At 36.2% G+C, this 16,981-nt stretch carries 14 protein-coding genes; 5 read left to right on the plus strand and 9 right to left on the minus strand.

The annotated features are described in order from the left end of the window. Positions 1 to 315: 315 nt before the first annotated feature. On the minus strand, positions 316 to 1,278 hold the full coding sequence (locus tag CK510_RS11740; protein ID WP_095721881.1) for an aldo/keto reductase: 963 nt from the start codon (positions 1,276 to 1,278) through the stop codon (positions 316 to 318). 101 nt (positions 1,279 to 1,379) lie between these two features. Between CK510_RS11740 and CK510_RS11745 the strand changes: the two genes are divergently transcribed. Continuing rightward, on the plus strand, positions 1,380 to 1,976 hold the full coding sequence (locus CK510_RS11745) for a DUF1802 family protein (protein ID WP_095721882.1): 597 nt from the start codon (positions 1,380 to 1,382) through the stop codon (positions 1,974 to 1,976). 638 nt (positions 1,977 to 2,614) lie between these two features. Next, entirely contained in the window at positions 2,615 to 2,827 is a 213-nt protein-coding gene (locus CK510_RS11750; RefSeq protein WP_095721883.1) for a hypothetical protein, read from the plus strand. Between the two features lie 92 nt (positions 2,828 to 2,919). On the opposite strand, the gene ggt is transcribed toward CK510_RS11750, so the two are convergent. Then, positions 2,920 to 4,737, minus strand: a complete 1,818-nt coding sequence (gene ggt / locus CK510_RS11755) for a gamma-glutamyltransferase (protein WP_095721884.1) — start codon at positions 4,735 to 4,737, stop codon at positions 2,920 to 2,922. A gap of 214 nt (positions 4,738 to 4,951) precedes the next feature. On the opposite strand from ggt, the gene CK510_RS11760 reads away from it, so the two are divergent. Continuing rightward, positions 4,952 to 5,248, plus strand: coding sequence for a glutathione S-transferase family protein (locus tag CK510_RS11760; protein ID WP_095721885.1), 297 nt, complete (start codon positions 4,952 to 4,954; stop codon positions 5,246 to 5,248). 144 nt (positions 5,249 to 5,392) lie between these two features. Here CK510_RS11760 and CK510_RS11765 read toward each other — a convergent pair whose 3' ends face one another. The 4 genes from CK510_RS11765 to CK510_RS11780 all read right to left on the minus strand — a co-directional run bounded on the left by CK510_RS11765 (position 5,393) and on the right by CK510_RS11780 (position 9,929). After that, entirely contained in the window at positions 5,393 to 6,073 is a 681-nt protein-coding gene (locus CK510_RS11765; protein WP_095721886.1) for a GDYXXLXY domain-containing protein, read from the minus strand. 66 nt (positions 6,074 to 6,139) lie between these two features. Beyond that, positions 6,140 to 7,543: a DUF2157 domain-containing protein gene (locus CK510_RS11770; protein WP_158224888.1), complete on the minus strand. Its 1,404-nt coding sequence runs from the start codon at positions 7,541 to 7,543 to the stop codon at positions 6,140 to 6,142. A gap of 565 nt (positions 7,544 to 8,108) precedes the next feature. Next, a complete protein-coding gene (locus CK510_RS11775) occupies positions 8,109 to 8,402 on the minus strand; it encodes a hypothetical protein (RefSeq protein ID WP_245912081.1) in 294 nt (97 codons plus the stop codon). Further along, the gene (locus CK510_RS11780) at positions 8,403 to 9,929 is read right to left on the minus strand and encodes a sensor histidine kinase (RefSeq protein WP_095721889.1); all 1,527 of its coding nucleotides are present in this window, start codon (positions 9,927 to 9,929) and stop codon (positions 8,403 to 8,405) included. Between the two features lie 623 nt (positions 9,930 to 10,552). Between CK510_RS11780 and CK510_RS11785 the strand changes: the two genes are divergently transcribed. Then, positions 10,553 to 11,002: a BON domain-containing protein gene (locus CK510_RS11785; protein WP_095721890.1), complete on the plus strand. Its 450-nt coding sequence runs from the start codon at positions 10,553 to 10,555 to the stop codon at positions 11,000 to 11,002. A gap of 66 nt (positions 11,003 to 11,068) precedes the next feature. Here CK510_RS11785 and CK510_RS32745 read toward each other — a convergent pair whose 3' ends face one another. The 3 genes from CK510_RS32745 to CK510_RS11800 all read right to left on the minus strand — a co-directional run bounded on the left by CK510_RS32745 (position 11,069) and on the right by CK510_RS11800 (position 15,581). Continuing rightward, a complete protein-coding gene (locus CK510_RS32745) occupies positions 11,069 to 11,248 on the minus strand; it encodes a DUF8622 domain-containing protein (RefSeq protein ID WP_095721891.1) in 180 nt (59 codons plus the stop codon). Between the two features lie 31 nt (positions 11,249 to 11,279). Then, positions 11,280 to 14,156: an nSTAND1 domain-containing NTPase gene (locus tag CK510_RS11795; RefSeq protein WP_095721892.1), complete on the minus strand. Its 2,877-nt coding sequence runs from the start codon at positions 14,154 to 14,156 to the stop codon at positions 11,280 to 11,282. Between the two features lie 69 nt (positions 14,157 to 14,225). Further along, a complete protein-coding gene (locus CK510_RS11800) occupies positions 14,226 to 15,581 on the minus strand; it encodes a P-loop NTPase fold protein (RefSeq protein WP_095721893.1) in 1,356 nt (451 codons plus the stop codon). Between the two features lie 677 nt (positions 15,582 to 16,258). On the opposite strand from CK510_RS11800, the gene CK510_RS11805 reads away from it, so the two are divergent. After that, complete coding sequence (locus CK510_RS11805) at positions 16,259 to 16,897, plus strand: hypothetical protein (RefSeq protein ID WP_095721894.1); 639 nt, start codon at positions 16,259 to 16,261, stop codon at positions 16,895 to 16,897. Positions 16,898 to 16,981 lie beyond the last annotated feature (84 nt).

The following is a 16,981-nucleotide window of genomic DNA, read 5'->3' on the forward strand; positions in this document are numbered from 1 at the left end:
GTCATACACAAAGCGTCATCATTTGATTGGGGAATGGGGCAGTGGGCAGTGGGCAGTGGGCAATGGGTAATGGGAAACAAGTAATCGAAATTTTTCATTTTGCAGCTAATACTAATTCAAGAAATCATTGCAACATATACAAACCCATCTGTGGCGTTATTTTTTAAATTGGTATAATTTTCAATCTGATTAAATTTGCTATGCCCTGTTTCCCACATCCCATAACCGTATTTAAGAATGGTTTACTATTACCTAAAACCCATCCCTGTTTTCGTTACACCCATGAATTAATTAATACTAGTCCCGCATTTATACTTAATTCCAATTCCACATTACGGGATTATTATCCAAATGGTCAGTGACAATACGTGCGATCGCATCAATTTGCTGTAAATCTCGATCTGAAAGCTTGACGTTTGTAGAAGAGGCATTAGCTGTAACTTGTTCGCTATTCCTTGCCCCGACTATGGCATTGCTTTGAGGTTGGGAAATTAACCATGCGATCGCAAGTTGTGCGAGGGTACAATCATGACTTTCGGCAATGGGACGAAGTTTTTCTAGTGCTTGATGGGCACGTTGAAAATTTTCACCCTGAAATAATTTATTATCAGCACGGTTATCCCCTTGTGCAAATTTATGTCCTGGGGGAAATTTACCCGTTAGTAAACCCTGTGCGAGGGGTGAATAAGCTAAAATTGAAATCTGCTGTTCAATACAATAAGGCATTGCATCGGTTTCTACGTAACGCCAAAATAAAGAATAGGGTGGTTGTAAACTGTCAATACGTCCGTACTGACTCGCTTCTTCGAGTTGGGCACGGGAAAAATTTGAAACCCCAATGGCTCGGATTTTACCCTGTGTTTTCAAGTCATTTAAAGCACCCATCGTTTCCTGAATTGGCACAATTTCCGAATTGAAAGCACCTGAAGCCCAGTGAATTTGGTACAAATCAATATAATCTGTTCCCAGGTTTTTAAGTGAATTCTCGCAAGCTTCTATGACTAAATTGTACTTAAGATGGTTAGCGAAAACTTTGGTAGCATATTCTACTTTATCGCGCACATCGGCTAAGGCTGCGGCAACAATCCGTTCGGAATGTCCTTCCCCGTAAACCTCTGCCGTATCAATAGTGGTAATACCTGTTTCGTATGCAGTTCGGATGGCTTTGATGGAGTCTGCATCTTCAATACCTGTCCACATACGTTTACCAGCTTGCCAAGTACCCATAAGAATGGGTGTAATTTGCACATCAGATGTTCCCAAACGTCGCTTTTCCATGTTTCCCTCGTTTAAATGTTTAATTGGCTAGATGATGCTTTAGATAGTTTTTAAGTCTACCTAACTCAATGTTCAATAAAATCAGAGTAATAGTAGATATTATGGAAGAATTGACCACTACTTTTCATGCCCTCAAAGAATGGGCGATCGCAATTCAAGCTTTGGAAGTTGGCAGTACAATTATGCTACTTCGCAAAGGTGGTATTCACGAACGGGGAGGACGTTTTCAGGTTGCCCACGAACAAGTTCTGTTGTATCCTACTTACGAACACCAGCAACAATTTTTACTCAAACCGGAGTATGCTAATCGGGTATGTCCTGTTACATCTGGCTGGCATCCGGAGACGATTAAAATTAGTAGTTTTGCTCAAATTACAGATATTTTGCCAATCAGTGACGAAGATACGGTAAATCGGTTATTACCATTTCATATTTGGAATGACGATTTCATTTGCGATCGCTTGAAGTGGAAAGCTAATCAACCGTTATTTATTTTACTTTTGCGTGCATATAAACTTCGACAAGTAGAAGAGATTCCATATCTGGAAAAATATGGTGGTTGTAAGTCGTGGATTGATATAGAGCGAACTGTAAATTTGCAAAATTCACAACCTGTTTTATCTGATTCTCAATACAATAATGTTGTCACAGATATCCGCAGTATTATTGGTAATAGATTGTACTCAAGTACGGTGTAAATATTCTGTATCGATTTTGTATATATCCCAACCAAAATCCATTGTAGGGGCAAACGGTTGTTTGCCCTTTTATTTAATTTAATTATTTGCCCTTCTATTTAACTTAATTATTTGCCCTTCTATTTAACTTAATTATTTGCCCTTCTATTTAATTTAATTATTTACCCTTTTATTTAATTTAATAAACAAACAATATTCGCTAGACAACTGTCAGTTTATACAGAGTCAATTATCGTTATTTAAATTACTATTTTATAAGAAAAATGGAATAATACATTGAAATTATAAAAAAGTAATTACAAATACACACATATTTTTAAATCATATATAATATTATATCAATTAAGGTTCAATTGCCTTTCAACTTGTGCATCTGTTTCATTGATTGAATGTTAAAGCATAGGATAGAATCAGACATTTAATCCCAAATTGTAGATAAATACAACAGGTGATGCATTTGGGATTACGCATCTAACCATAATTTTTACCACAAGGAATTTCCAAATAAAAAGGTATCCAAAATGTGCTTGTTGAGTGAGATACTAAACGCTTAAAACCGTAATTTCTCCCAATGATTAAGCCTCTCCCGTTAGCAAGGGGAGAGGGGTTTGATATTATTCAAAATTCAGGAGATAGCCATGCAGAAACGGATGTGTTGGTTGCCGAAGTTTGGCGAAGAAAATGGTCAGAAAATTTTACATTTGCAGACTGAAACACAAGAATCTTGGCTACCTTATACAGCATTTCCACAATTTTCTGTACCCGATCACCGCATACCTGGTGGTTCTAAAGGTATGGCAACATTTCAGAAGTTATTAAAGGAAGGTTGGGAAGTTGTATCCAGTTTTTAGGTAAAGGAAAATTTGTGATTTGTGATTTGTAATTTGTGATTTGTAATTTGTAATTTTTTGAGAGACGACCCACCGGGTCGTCTCTACGTGGGTTAAAATGCTCTTGGTTCTCCTTCTCCACGGGTATCTGTAGCACCTTCTAGAATGCCATCAGGGTTGACTAAAATAATATTTGCGTTACCCCAAAATGGTTTCTCAACTATATTATGTCCGCGTCGTCGCAATTCTTGAAGTGTCATTGTATCCAGACCAAAAGCTTCAACACGCAATTCGTCGGGAAGCCATTGATGATGAATACGAGGTGCGGAAACTGCTGCACTAGCATTCATTTTGTATTCGAGAACATTAAGAACCACTTGCAGTACTTGGGTAATAATAGTGCTACCTCCTGGGGTTCCCGTCACCATCCGTAATTTGCCATTTTCAGTGATGATAGTAGGTGTCATACTGGAAAGAGGAGTTTTGCGAGGTGCGATCGCATTTGCATTTGCTTCATTACCAACTAACCCATAGGAATTAGGTATTCCTGGTGCGATCGCAAAGTCATCCATTTCGTTGTTTAAGAGTATTCCTGTACCCTCTGCGACAACTCCCGCACCAAATCCTGTATTAATTGTAAAGGTGAGGCTAATGGCGTTTCGTTGACCATCTACAACGTTAAGATGACTCGTTTCCTGCGACTCATAGGATGTTAGATTTTTGATACATTCCGTACCCTCAGTACAAGCTTTGGATTGTGGATTTTGGATATTAGATTTTAAATTTAATCCAGTATCAGCAGGTTTGACTTGACTCGATGGTTTAGCACGTTCCATATCGATTTGCTGCCGTCGGATTTTGGCATATTCTGGACTAATTAATTGAGCAACTGGTACTTTGACAAAATCAGGATCACCTAAAAGTTTAGCCCTATCTGCATAGGCAATCTTCATCGCTTCCACAAGCAAATGCAGTGCATCGGGATGATGCCATCCTAATGCTTGCAAATTAGTCTCACCAATTATATTTAATATCTGCAATAAATGTACTCCACCTGATGATGGTGGTGGCATTGAACATATCCGGTTGTTGCGAAAATTACCACAAACTGGATTTCGCCAAATGGGTTTGTATGTTTTTAAATCCTGTAAGGTGACAATTCCACCATTTTTAGCCATATCTGAACTAATGGCTTTTGCAATTCCCCCAGTATAAAAACTTTGGGGATTTCGGGAAATTTCCGTCAAAGTCTGGGCTAAATCCCGTTGAACTAACTTTTCACCAGGTTGATAAAAATCCCCATTCCGGGTAAAAATTTTTCTGGCTGCGGGATTAGCAAGAATGACTTTTTTTCTGCCTTCCTGTGCGGTAATCGAACGGGGGGTAACTTTAGGTGCGAGGATAAAACCATCTTGTGCTAGGGTAATTGCAGGCTGTACAATCTGTCTCCAAGGCAGTTTTCCGTACTTCCGATGCACTTCATATAAACCCGCAACTGTACCTGGTGTTGCCACTGCCAAATGTCCATTAGTACTCAAATTCTCCCGTACTTTACCTTGAGCATCTAAATACATATTTCGACTAGCTTTGATTGGTGCCCTTTCACGAAAATCTAGCGCTTCAATTTTGCCTGTTTTCCCTTGGTATATCAACAAAAATCCCCCTCCTCCAATCCCTGCGGAAAAGGGTTCGACAACCGATATGGCAAATGTCGTAGCGACTGCTGCATCGACTGCGTTACCACCTTTTTTCAACATTTGTAAACCCGCATCACTTGCCAGAGGATGGGCAGAAGTCACCATTCCTTGTTTGCTGCGAAGGGGAGCAGGGAAAGCCGCAGAGGCAATTTGATTAGTAAACTGACTATATAAATATACACTTAAGGAAACGGCAGTAATGCTAACCTGGGTAAATTGTTGTAAAACACGCATAATATAAACTTTGGAAGTTGGGAATAATTTTATGACTACAGGTAAATAACTACAATTAATCTTAAGATATGCATTTCATGAGTTTTGTAGGCAAATAATTTAGAATTCGCTTGAAAAAGTTATAAAAATTATCAACAATTAGGAAAAACAACTAATGCAATATAAGCTTTATGATGCTCCTCAATCTGGTAACTGTTACAAAATACGCTGACTTTTGCATCAACTAGAAATTCCGTGCGATCGCATCAATGTCAATCATCTTCGTGGAGAAACACAATCACCGGAATTTTTGCAGAAAAATCCCGCAGGAAAAATACCTGTGTTGGAAATTCAACCAGATGTCTATATATCGGAATCTGGAGCGATATTAACCTATCTTGCTGAAGGTACTAAGTTATTACCCAGCGATAACCTGCTTTTAAAAACGCGAATTTTACAATGGATTTTTTTTGAACAGTATAGTCTTTCCCCAAATATTTCCCGTCCTAGATTTTTTATTTCTGATGTTTAAAAAAATAACTTACAATACTCCGTAGGAATGCCGCGATAAGCGGAGCTTAATGCCGGAGGCATATCGCATCTCCAATACCAGTATTCACAAAGCAGTGATAATTACAACTTTTCTATCTAATTATCTTCCTTCTTATCATAATTTCTAGTTACGCGAGCTTTTTCCTTGCATACTTATTGGTACTGCATTTCCCCATATATCAACTTTGATTTCCATTGTGATTGGTTGTTGCCTTCCTAAGTTGATTTGTCGGGTTTGAAAAGTATCTTGATTAAAATAATCAGCCTCTTTTTGAGAAAATTGATATTTTTCTAAGCCATAAATAATTGAACCATAACGATATGTTCCATGCAGTGCAATTTGATTTACTGGTAGTTTTGTTGGCAGAGTATTGGTAATTTGTATAGGTTCCCAAACTGGGGATTTAGATTTATCCTGCTGCATAATTACATATATATTTGTTCCTTCTGCTATCGGATAATATTGAGCATTAGTACCAGGATATTGATTAATTAATTCTTTCCATCCTGGCAGTTTACTCAATGTTTCCAGTCGAGAAATTTTATATTCTAAAACCAGATATTTAGCCCGCAATGTATCGGATGGATACATAGGAATGCTTTGAATAATAACTTTCTTCCCTGTATATTGGGTATATAAGCGAGTAATTGGGAATGCTAAAATAATTACTGTTTGTATGCATAATAAAAGTAATAAATACCAAAATGGGGTTAATTTAGTTGAATTTAAATAATTATTTTGAACAGAGCTTGATATTTCTGTATTTCGAGAATATTTATTAAAATTGGGTTCGTTAGATTTCATTAGTGTGTGAGCAGTTTGGTGAAAATCAGCTAAATCGTTAGGTTGATAATTTATTTTTAATTATTTTCACTGTCTTCGGAAAACTAGATATTTCTCAAACTGTAATCCAGCGATAAGAATGACAATACCGCAAACCGTAACAATAAAAGCTTTGAATAATAAATCTGTATTATATTCAAAAATTCTGCTAATAACTTGTAGATGTAGCATCATCATTCCAGCCCAAAATTCTAACCTTTCCCTATATTCTATTCCTTGACTAATTAAGTTAATAGCAATGATAGCTAAGAGAATATTAAAAAGCAGAATTGGAATTATTTCTAGATTATTAATCTTGAGACTATACCAAAAAGGTGTAAATACCGCGATCGCAATCCCTGTGAGAATTATCGGATTCATCCAGTTAAATCTTTGCTGTAGTAAATAAATCCATTGGACTATTGCAATTATACTGAGAGAAATCACATCGGTTAAAACTGCTAAATTCAATTTTGAGACTGTTGGAGGAGCTAAAACTAGGGTTGAGAATCCAGATTGCCAATACCAGCTAAATGCAAAAACATAACAAAATATACAAAAAAATAAGATTGCTAGACTACGTGCTAATGGTTGAAACCAGCGATAATCAACTTTCGGAAATAGCAAATCATCGTAGCTCCACAGCAAAGCAGGAGGAATTGCAAACGCAAACGATGCAAACCAAGGATAACTACTCTGATCATTCAGATATTTGAGGGGACTAACATTAAATTGTAGAGTAAAAGTGAATGCGATCGCGCCTAAAGTGAAAACCCATCGCGACTTGCATAAAATCGCTAGCGGGACAAAAACTACCCATAATAATAATGGCATATGTTCGACTACAATCCGACTCCAGTTCATCTCATTAACCACGAACTGTAATTCATTCAAACCGATAAAATAGCCAATTTGTAGCAACATTAAAGCGAGTATTGCCAGTGGAGTTAAGCGTAAACCATAAGCCATGATCGCGACACCAAAACCCCATGCTAAAAACAACTCATAATTTGCCGAATTTAGCTGGAATATTTCTGCTACTAGTGACAGGTTTATACCCAGCAACAACGCACCTAAAATTAATAAACTCTGTCCAATAATCCCTTTACGTCGTTGTATATTTTTCCCTGATAATCTCGCTTTAATCGGTTCTTGCCACAAAAAAAATCCGATAATATTAGTGACGAATAATATAGTTAAAAATAATCCTAATTTAACTTCTTTTGCCCATGCTTCCCAGCTAGCAGCAGCAAAAATCATTACACCCAAACCAACTAACAAACCACCTAAAGCAATCACAATAAAAACGAATTTTTCTGCCTTAGATACTTCAATCCGATCGAATTGATAGCGTTTACTCAGTTTTTCGTATGTAAGATTATTAATAATACCTTCATCACGCCATAACTGCACTTCTTGATACAATTTTGCACGGAAATTATTTAGAAACATGACATCTTGGGATTTGCAATTAGTAGATATTGAATTTGTAGAGATAAGTTCATCAAATAATCTACTTAGCCCAAACATTAGCTAAATTAATTCGCTTCTAATTATATCTGTGTGACAGTTTCGCTCTTGGTTCCCTATCTAGAAAGATTTCCTCAGTTTAAATCATACTACAAACGGCTAATAACTTGATTTTTACAACCTCGCATATGCATCGATAGATAGCCAAGTAGCGATGGCTCTGCGAACTTGAAAAAATTCACTTTGAATCTACCTTTCAAAAAAAACTGTTGCGACATAACAATAGAAAACCGCGATCGCACTTCTTCTCACTTGAGAAAATCAAATTGCAATCTCGCAGGCGCATCGATAGATAACTATATAGCGATGGTTATGCGAACTTGAAAAAAATCACTTTGAATTCTAACTTCTCAAAAAAAACTGTTGCGACATCACAATAGAATTCGTGATATTCCAAGGAAGTCACTTTGCGATCGCACTTCCTCTCACTTGAGAAAGTTAAACTGCAATCTTGCAGACGCATCGATATATAACTATCTAGCGATGGCTATGTTAACTTGAAAAAATTCACAAAGTCCTCTAAACTCGAAAATTGCCCTTGCTCGAAATCATCAAGCCCACGTTGGATTCCCTTTAAAGCCTCAAAAAAATCATTATCGTCCAAACTCAGCCCCAAAGCCATAACGGAGAGTGCCATTTGCGAAATATCTTGCCCGGTACTTTCGGCACGCTGTCGCAACAGTGCCTCAATTTTTGGTGGCAGATCGAGCGTAATGGGCATTGTTGATTTTCCCTTAGCGATACTGGTTTTATTATAGCGATCGCTATAATGAAGAACCACTTAAATCGTACCCTTAAAACATTCCATCCCCACAGCAATACCAGAATCATCAACACTATTCAGAGGTAAGAAAATAGTCATAACCTCCCCTTGCTGAGGACGTTGACGCACAATCAACTTACCACCAATCGCTTGAAATAAATGCTTAGTTGCCGCCAAATTTAAACTAATCGTTCCCGTTTCCGGTTGAAACATCAACAATTGTCCGATCGCTTTCCGAATTGGAGGAGTACAAGATACAGCATTTGCAGTATCCTCATCACTTAATTGCGGTAACAACTGTAGCTTCAATTGATTCCCCGCAGGAATAACATGAACCTGTATCCGACTACCAGCAGGTAAACTTCGGGTAAAATTCTCAATCAAGTTCGTCAAAACCCGATCCAACAGATTCGGATTACTCACCACAGTAGGTAGTTTCTGCGGTAACACCACATCCAAAGTTAAATTACGACGACTTGCAGCTTGTTGCCATCGAGGAATACTTTGTTGTAATATCTGTTCCAAGCACATTGGTGCTAATTGCGTACCTTGTGTATTTGTTGAAGTCGATGTTTCTAATTCTGCTGCCCGAAATAGCAACTCCATTCGATCTATTTGTTCAGTACATTCCCGATCGATAATTTCCAACCGCTTAATCACATTTGCTGGTAAATCCTTTTGTTTGAGTAACAATTTTGTCACCGTGCGAATAGTTGCCAAAGGAGTACGAACCTCGTGGGCAAATGCTTGTAATAGTTCCACATCTGAACGATGGGAAGAACAAGGGAGATTAGGGGATAAAGACTGTTGTTCTTGACAATAGGTAGGAGGTAAAGAATTATGAAATGCTTCGTTATTATCTTTTTCTTCTTGCCCTTTCACAAAATTATCGTCTTCTTCGGGAAGTTGTGCCAGTAATAGCTGGCTAAATTGCATGACGATGCGAAAATCAGGTGCGATCGCAGGTATGATGTATTTCTGCACCAACTCTGTTAAATGAACAAATTCATCGGGGTTAACTAGCATCACTCTAGCCCCTAAAACTTTCCATGCTTGTTGTACTACTTCTGGTTCAAAGGAAAATGAAAATACTTTCGCTCCATTCTCATCTTCTGCCAAAACCAGCACTAGTTGAAATTTAGAAGTAAAAATTAGACAAAACTGCTCTTTTCCTAATGGATCTGCTGCAAGTAACGGTAGTACTGCCTCACTTGGAGATGTTTCTAATTTTTCCACCACTGTAGGCATTTCAAACGGCATTAATGCCAAAGGGTTAAATGGCTTTGCCGTAAAAGTAATTGTTTCCAGGTTATGAATCGGTTTTAGTTGACTAAATACTGGTGCTGGAGCAGCTAAAATTAATCCCTTATTCTGGTTATCATTAGTATGGGGAGAAGTCGTTACAAGTGTATTTAATAACAACTTTTCCGTTGCTGCTATACTTAAACGCCACTGACGTTCTGCTCTTGCAGAGGAACCAGCAGCCATATTGACTTGGTTGGCAGCTAAAACTTCACTCAAACTTGGCAGAATCCATTTATACACAATTTTTCACTCCTTGGTTAGCGAGCGATATTAACAGTTTTGACAGGCATATATATCTACCTACGACGTTATAAGAATTTCCCTAATCTCGAAAGTCGTAGAACCGAACATATTAGGGGCAATTTCCGGAGGGTAAGAGTAAACCTCCTGATTTTCCCATACTCCTGTACTCAAAAAGCACAAAGTATTATATAATACAATTTTTACACGAAAGGTACGAATTGAAATAAAAAAGTACTGCAATACAATAATGCAGAACTTATTTGACTCAGGGAGAAGATAAACCATTTGTTTGGAAATCTGATAACATCAAATAACCGTTAAACAAAGATTTTGTATTGTATGCTGGTAGATTGACTTGAGACCCCAGCCAAGTTAATGTTTGACCTATTGCTCTACTTCTGTTTTTGTGGCGTAATTTCTTACTGTCACTGAAATTTAGCTTTCTCAAATTGGCTTTTTCCGAGCCAGATAAAGCTATCAACTATTCAGTTTGTAGTTATTTGAATTATAACCTCTCTGCCATTTCAAATTTAATCTTTTTTTTAGATTTGCTCCTCAGTTCCACACACTTTCGGATTCATCACTTCACTTCACTTCACTTATTTAATTTGGAGATAGACATGAAAAAATTCATCCCTCTTTTAATTAGCGGTATTTTGGTAGTTGGAGCAGTTGGTTGCCAAGATGCATCAAAGACTTCTGATGCTGGTTCTTCTACAACCGATACTGCTGTAAACAAAGCTAAGGAAGCAGCTTCTACAACTCAAACCGCAGCTAAAAATACAGCAGAAGGTACTAAAACTGCTGCGACTGGTACTGTTGACAAAGCGGGTACTGCTGTGAAAGGTTCTGCTAGTGGTGCAAAAACCATCGTTAAGAATAATCTTGAAAAGAAATTCCCTGGAAGCAAGCTTGATGTGGAAGAGAAAGATGGTGTTTTGACGATTAAGGGTACTGTTCCCGATGCAGCAACTTTGAAGAAGATTGAACCTGCTGTCAAAGAGTACAAATTTGAAGGTATCAAAACTGTGAAGGTTGAAGCTAAGGTTGCTGGAAATAAAGCACAGTAGAGTTTGATAATTCGACTTAAATAATATCTAGATTTTTAGGGTTTACTCAAATAAGTAAACCCTTTTTTATTTCTTTTTTGCTTTCCAAGTTCCACCATATAGGTAAAAAGGGTTATTTTGGCTAATTTGCTGCCAGCATTCAAGGCAAAGAAATGTCCAATTTCCTTCTTTATCATATTTGACTCGATAGAGAAGTGAAGGGGTTTGACTGCAATTATAGCAAGGTTTGATGCGGTTCCTCGGCATTTTCTATAAGTTGGGGATATGGGTTTATATTTTACCTTAATATCAATAATCCTAGAATGATAAAATATGTCATCATCAGTGCTATTTTGTAAAAACTATTCAGATTGTTGAGATGATTGAGAATATTTTTATCCTGTTGTTTTTCTTGATTAAGTTGATTAATCAAATCATGTAATTTTGGTCTTTGTTGTTTTTGAATAAATCCGGCTAAATAGTCATGAACTAGTTGATACTGGTCATCTATTCTATCATCGAGATTATTTGATATTAAAACGACAATTCCCGATGCGACAAATATTTGGAAAATTAGGTCTATTTTAGTATCTTCGATATTAATTTTTGAATTTTCTTGGCTTTGATTATTTTGAGTAACTATTAATTTCAAATCACGAATCAGTTCAGAACGTTTTTTAATCAAACGTATACCTTTTTCATCTGCTAGTAAATCTAGTATCATTTCTGCTATTTGCTGATTTTCTTGACCACAGTCTTTAACTACTTCTTGTAAATAGAGATTTACTAATTGTTTGTGATTTTCGTACTGTTGATATTGTGCTAGTGTGGTAATTTTTTCTGTTTGTAATTGTGCCCCAACAATTTGTAATTCGATTGGTCTAACTTCACCAAATTTTGCAGATAAATCCTCTACTAATTTTTCAATTAATTTAGTTTCTAAAGGATAATTAGAATGTTCACTTAAACATTTAATTAAGGATTTTGCCTCATCTGGAGTAAAATTGCCGATTTCATAAAGAATATTTTTGCACAGGATATCATGGTTAATAATATCCATGCTGGGAATATGATTGCATTCAAGTAAGTAATGTAAATATTCTTGTCTAAGTGATAAAATAACTTTCACGTTGAGGATATTGAGACATTTTCCTAAAAAATCAAAAAAATGCTGTCGTAAATAACGAGTATTATAGGTAAAAATAAATTCTTCAAATTCGTCAAAAATTAAAACTATTCGTAAATTATTTTGATGACATTCTTGTAATTTTTTGAGAATATTTTCTAGTGAATATAGATAATTAGAATTAAATAAATGATTGGATAGTAGCTCTTTATTTATAACTTGCTGACTTTTTCCTTCATTGAATTCTACTGCTATTTTTTTTTCTAATTCATTCACCCAATTTGGATAAAAGTTAATTAATATCGGGATAATTTCGCAAGTATTTTTCTGATTTAACTTGAGTGCAGGAACCAATCCTGCTTGGACTAATGAAGTTTTTCCAACTCCAGAATATCCATGAATAACAATAAGTTTATAGTCGAGACGTGCGATACGTTCCAATAATTTTTCTACATCATTTTTCCGTCGAGATGCGGTAATTTCTTTAGCTATATTAACTTGTAATAGATTGTTATTATCTGTCTCGATTATCTGAGTTAAAGAAATTCGGTGTTTGCGGTAAGGTTGAATTTTTCCTGCACCAATAAATGCACGAAAACCGTATTGTTGTTCGATAGAACGGATTTCCTGTTTCGCACGAAAAGCTTCCAGATAATCATGCTTGTGCCAATAGTGCGATCGCAATTTTTGTAAAATCCGAATATATTGCTGGGGGTATTCTTCGCTATTAATATTTTGTGCTAGTTGTAGGTGTTTTTCTGCTAGTTGAATCTGTCCTAAATTGAGTTCAGCTTCGGCAAGTAATAATAGATATAATCCCTGGTTTTGTTGTTTGCTGGGTGAACTTTTAGCACCATAATGTAGTGCTTGATATATATTTTGTTTTGCTTCTAACCACAATTCTCGACTAATGGCAACTTCAGCCAAAAAACCATAAGCACGTGCAACTCTTGTAGGATTACTATATAGTTTCTGCAAATCCAAAGCTGTTTTTGCAAGACTTTGTAAATCATCCCAAGCTTTTAAACGTTGTAGTACTTCACCTAAAGGATTGATAAATTTAGTAACTAAATTTAGTTGATTTGCTTCAGTAAAGATAGTAATGCATTGTTGAAAGTAAGATTTTGCTTGTAATAGGTAATCACGGGATTTTTTGACGTTTTCTTCCCCTTTTTGAAAGTAGCATAAACCAATATAAAAAAGTAGTATTCCTGCACGTAGAATGGGAGATTTGGGAGTATGTATTAGGGAAACTTTGTCATCTTCAATATTCAAAACCCAATGTTCTAAGCTTTTCTGATAAAAATCTAATGCTGTATCAATTTGATTTTTTAAATAAGCATCTTGCCCCATTGCAAAATATACACTTGCTTGTAATCCAGGTTCGAGTTGCTGAAAAATAAGTTGTGAATCTTGATAAAATCTGATGATTTGGCTACGACGTAAATATCCCATTTGCCAACCAATTGAATATTTATCGGAGACAAGTGCAATATTAAAAATTGCGTCGGTATCATGTTGGAGAGTTTGGATTAATTCGTCTGTGGAAATGCGAAATTCAATCGTTGTAGTCCAACTTTCAAAGTCGCTAGCTATACGTATAATTTTGGCTAATACATCATCTGTAACCCATAAAACCACAGGAAAATTGAAATTTTTCCGAAATTCTTCACGAACTTGGTTAGTTGCAATTAATAATTTTTCCAAATCTTGTACTGACTCCAAACCCCATACCATTAATGCATCTTTATGTTGAGAATACCGAAAAATTTTTTTGTATAAACTATTATCAGTTTTTTTTAAAGTCAGAAGCTGAATATTAGTCGTAGTCAACTTTTGCAATTTCCTTAAAAGACGCGATCGCAATCTTAGATAGTTACATCTAGCCAAAATTAATCTAAATTCACCCTGGGAAGCTTCTAATGTCCAAGCAAGTTCTTCTAATGAGGAATTAGGAGTAAAGGAAGGAAGGGTTTTATTTATTGCTATTTTCTGGATTGCTTGTATTTTTTCTACCTTTTTTTTATTTTCTCCAAATTCGTCATTCATAAAATTTTCCTTTTTCAATTCCTAATTTTTATATATTTATATATTTATATAGACGACTCACTCTACTTTTTAACTATTTAACTCTTCTGCTTCCATTAAAATTGGATTAACATCAAACCAGGATTCTCCAAAATGGTTACGGTATTCAAATACTAAGCGACTGTGAACTAGTGCTTGATAATCCCTGTCTCCACCAACTTTTTTACGCTTACGTACCTGTCGCAACAATTCCCATTCATCATCGGAAATTTGCATTGTCATCTCATTGCGACGAACACGAATCAAAGCTTCTAATGTATCTCGTCGTAGGGGAAGTTTTCTTTCCCGTTGAATCCAATTATTTAATAATCTTAATAAATCGCGCACATGTCCACCACTGACTTGACACAAACGGTCTAAACTTGCCGACGAATCAAATATTTTGGTAATATGTTCGATGCGATCGCATGAATTTAATTCGGGAAATGCACGAGCTAAAACCATCTGACGCAACAACACTAATCCCGGTTCAAAATTGCTACCATCCTGCATATTTACTGTTACCATTGGTAACACTTTTGGGTCTTCGGGAAATCGTTGAGTCAAGTTATTGTAATCATTTGAAAACTTTAATGCTAAGGGCATGGTGTAAACTAAATGACAATGTAATTTAGTTAAACATTCACTTTGATCGATAAATAAATACTCTTGTTGTGGTCTTCCCCACGGTTTCGGACGGCTATCGATGCGGTCTAAATTATCTACTATTACCACTAACCCGTTTTTATTCTGCTGTTGGAGTTTGGCAATTGCTGGTTCTAATAATTCAGAATTTATCGCTTCTAAAAGTCGGTTTTTTTGTGGTGCTAGATATTGATTCAGTCTTTCTCGTAATGTCGCATCATTTTTTGCTTTAGTTGTAATTTCCCCGATTCCCATAGAAAGGGAAAACTTTTCTTTTTCGGAACTAAAACCCACATCACCAACTCCGGGAATTTTTGCTTTTGCCCCTGTTACCTCTGAATTTAAGATTTTCCAAGCACCTTGAACTAATTCTTTGAGTTTGCTAGGTTCATTTAATCCCAGATTTGAGAGACTTTCGCTGACATGATGGGCAATAGCTAACAAAAAATCACCAATATCCACATCTGCCATTTCTAAGTCTTCACTAGATTCAAAATAAACTACATGGAAATTTTCGTTTTCTAACTCTAATTTCAATCTCAAAAGTTCTGTAGTTTTCCCACAACCAATATGTCCAGTGAATAGCTGACAAGTTGGTTCTTCAGGAGAAAAAAAAGTAATATTATCTCTCAACTCTTCAATAATCTTTCCACCTCTTACGGAAGAAAAATCAATGTAATATTTTTGGTCTTGAATATTTTCTACAATCAGTGTTTTACTTGGATTTGTGGCGCGGTAAAATTTCTGTAAATCTATCTCCATAATATTTTCCTTGTTTATTGTCTCAAATTATTAGATGAATTTACTTTCAGTCTGAAGATAATTTAGCAATAATACTTACGTTAATTTTTAATAAAAGTAACTTTATCTAATGGTATATTTTCTATTAACGAAATGTGTAGTCATGAAAAATACATTTACTAATTTTTGACAATATTTATTCTGACATTGATACAGTTTTGGTGTGAAGATACAAACTGCCAGTAATGTCGATAAGTTTGAGAAAAATTACTCTCTCTATTTTTTTAATGTTGAATGCCGAGGGACTATACTAAAAGCAGTTTGGAATTTGGCTTTTAAACGCGGAGGGTAGTTACGCGGTGGTTCTAAGGGCGATCGCAATTAAACTTCTGTTGGCTGTCGAGTCATTTTTGAAGGGACGAGAAATTAATCAGCAGACAGACACCACACAAGTAAACTCGCTCCACGAATATTTTTCCTGTAATCTTGAGATTACAGGAGATGAAATCAGGTATCAGACCCTCAATGGCAAGTTCTAGCACTAAGGGGGATAATAATTTATCAGATTTTCATACTACATACTTTCACAGTGAAATAGTGCAAACTAATATTGATTAAGCTCACTTAAACTTCGAGTCCAATAACCTCGGTAATTTTAGATAGCCCCTAATGAACGAAAATCTTGAGTATTGTCAGCGATGAAACTTAATTCTACTGTGCTGCTAACGTTGATTTTATTGACCCTAATGTTAGGTGCTGGCTCTGTAAGCGCTATTTTGGGTTTCGATATCGGTAGTAAAGCTCTCAAAGGTGTGACAACACCTGATGCTCGTCCAACTACTAAATTTGCGAGTGGGAAGGCTGGTAACACATCACAGTCAGGTGTGGCATTGTTAAGGGAAGAAGAGATATTAAAAATTGTTAAGGCACGGATTGAAGGCAAAACCAAAGCCGCAAAGTCGGAAAAGCCAGAAGATGAGGATGAAGATGGTAAAGCGGATAAGAAAAAGCCAGAGGAGAAACCCAAGGAAGTAGAAGAAAAACCCCAAGCCGGATTCCCCGTGAATGCGGAAAATCAAGGTGTTAGCTTTGCGGTACAGTCGGCGAAATTTTCCGGTGGAGATTTAATTCTCCGCGTGAAAATGCAAAATAAGGGTTCGGAATCTGTACGTTTTTTGTATAGCTTCTTGGACGTTACCGACGATAAGGGAAGAACTTTGAGCGCAAGTACAGAGGGTTTACCAGCAGAATTACCTGGAAATAGTTCAAGCTTTTCGGGAACTGTGAGTATTCCCACTCCGTTGCCAAAACTCGTAAAAAAATTAATTATTAAATAATCGATATTGGGTATTGGGTATTGGGTATTGGGCATTGGTAACACACCCATACAGCTGCGCTTCCAGGTTTTCAATATTCCCAAT

Source organism: Brunnivagina elsteri CCALA 953 (assembly GCF_002289455.1).
In the GTDB taxonomy this organism is placed as follows: domain Bacteria; phylum Cyanobacteriota; class Cyanobacteriia; order Cyanobacteriales; family Nostocaceae; genus Brunnivagina; species Brunnivagina elsteri.

Bases quoted from the DNA above. Each gene is read 5' to 3' on its own strand.
- ggt (WP_095721884.1), bottom strand. From the start codon at position 4,737: ATGCGTGTTTTACAACAATTTACCCAGGTTAGCATTACTGCCGTTTCC.
- CK510_RS11795 (WP_095721892.1), bottom strand. From the start codon at position 14,156: ATGAATGACGAATTTGGAGAAAATAAAAAAAAGGTAGAAAAAATACAA.
- CK510_RS11805 (WP_095721894.1), top strand. From the start codon at position 16,259: ATGAAACTTAATTCTACTGTGCTGCTAACGTTGATTTTATTGACCCTA.
- CK510_RS32745 (WP_095721891.1), bottom strand. From the start codon at position 11,248: ATGCCGAGGAACCGCATCAAACCTTGCTATAATTGCAGTCAAACCCCT.
- CK510_RS11765 (WP_095721886.1), bottom strand. From the start codon at position 6,073: ATGAAATCTAACGAACCCAATTTTAATAAATATTCTCGAAATACAGAA.
- CK510_RS11740 (WP_095721881.1), bottom strand. From the start codon at position 1,278: ATGGAAAAGCGACGTTTGGGAACATCTGATGTGCAAATTACACCCATT.
- CK510_RS11745 (WP_095721882.1), top strand. From the start codon at position 1,380: ATGGAAGAATTGACCACTACTTTTCATGCCCTCAAAGAATGGGCGATC.
- CK510_RS11800 (WP_095721893.1), bottom strand. From the start codon at position 15,581: ATGGAGATAGATTTACAGAAATTTTACCGCGCCACAAATCCAAGTAAA.
- CK510_RS11770 (WP_158224888.1), bottom strand. From the start codon at position 7,543: ATGTTTCTAAATAATTTCCGTGCAAAATTGTATCAAGAAGTGCAGTTA.
- CK510_RS11750 (WP_095721883.1), top strand. From the start codon at position 2,615: ATGCAGAAACGGATGTGTTGGTTGCCGAAGTTTGGCGAAGAAAATGGT.
- CK510_RS11785 (WP_095721890.1), top strand. From the start codon at position 10,553: ATGAAAAAATTCATCCCTCTTTTAATTAGCGGTATTTTGGTAGTTGGA.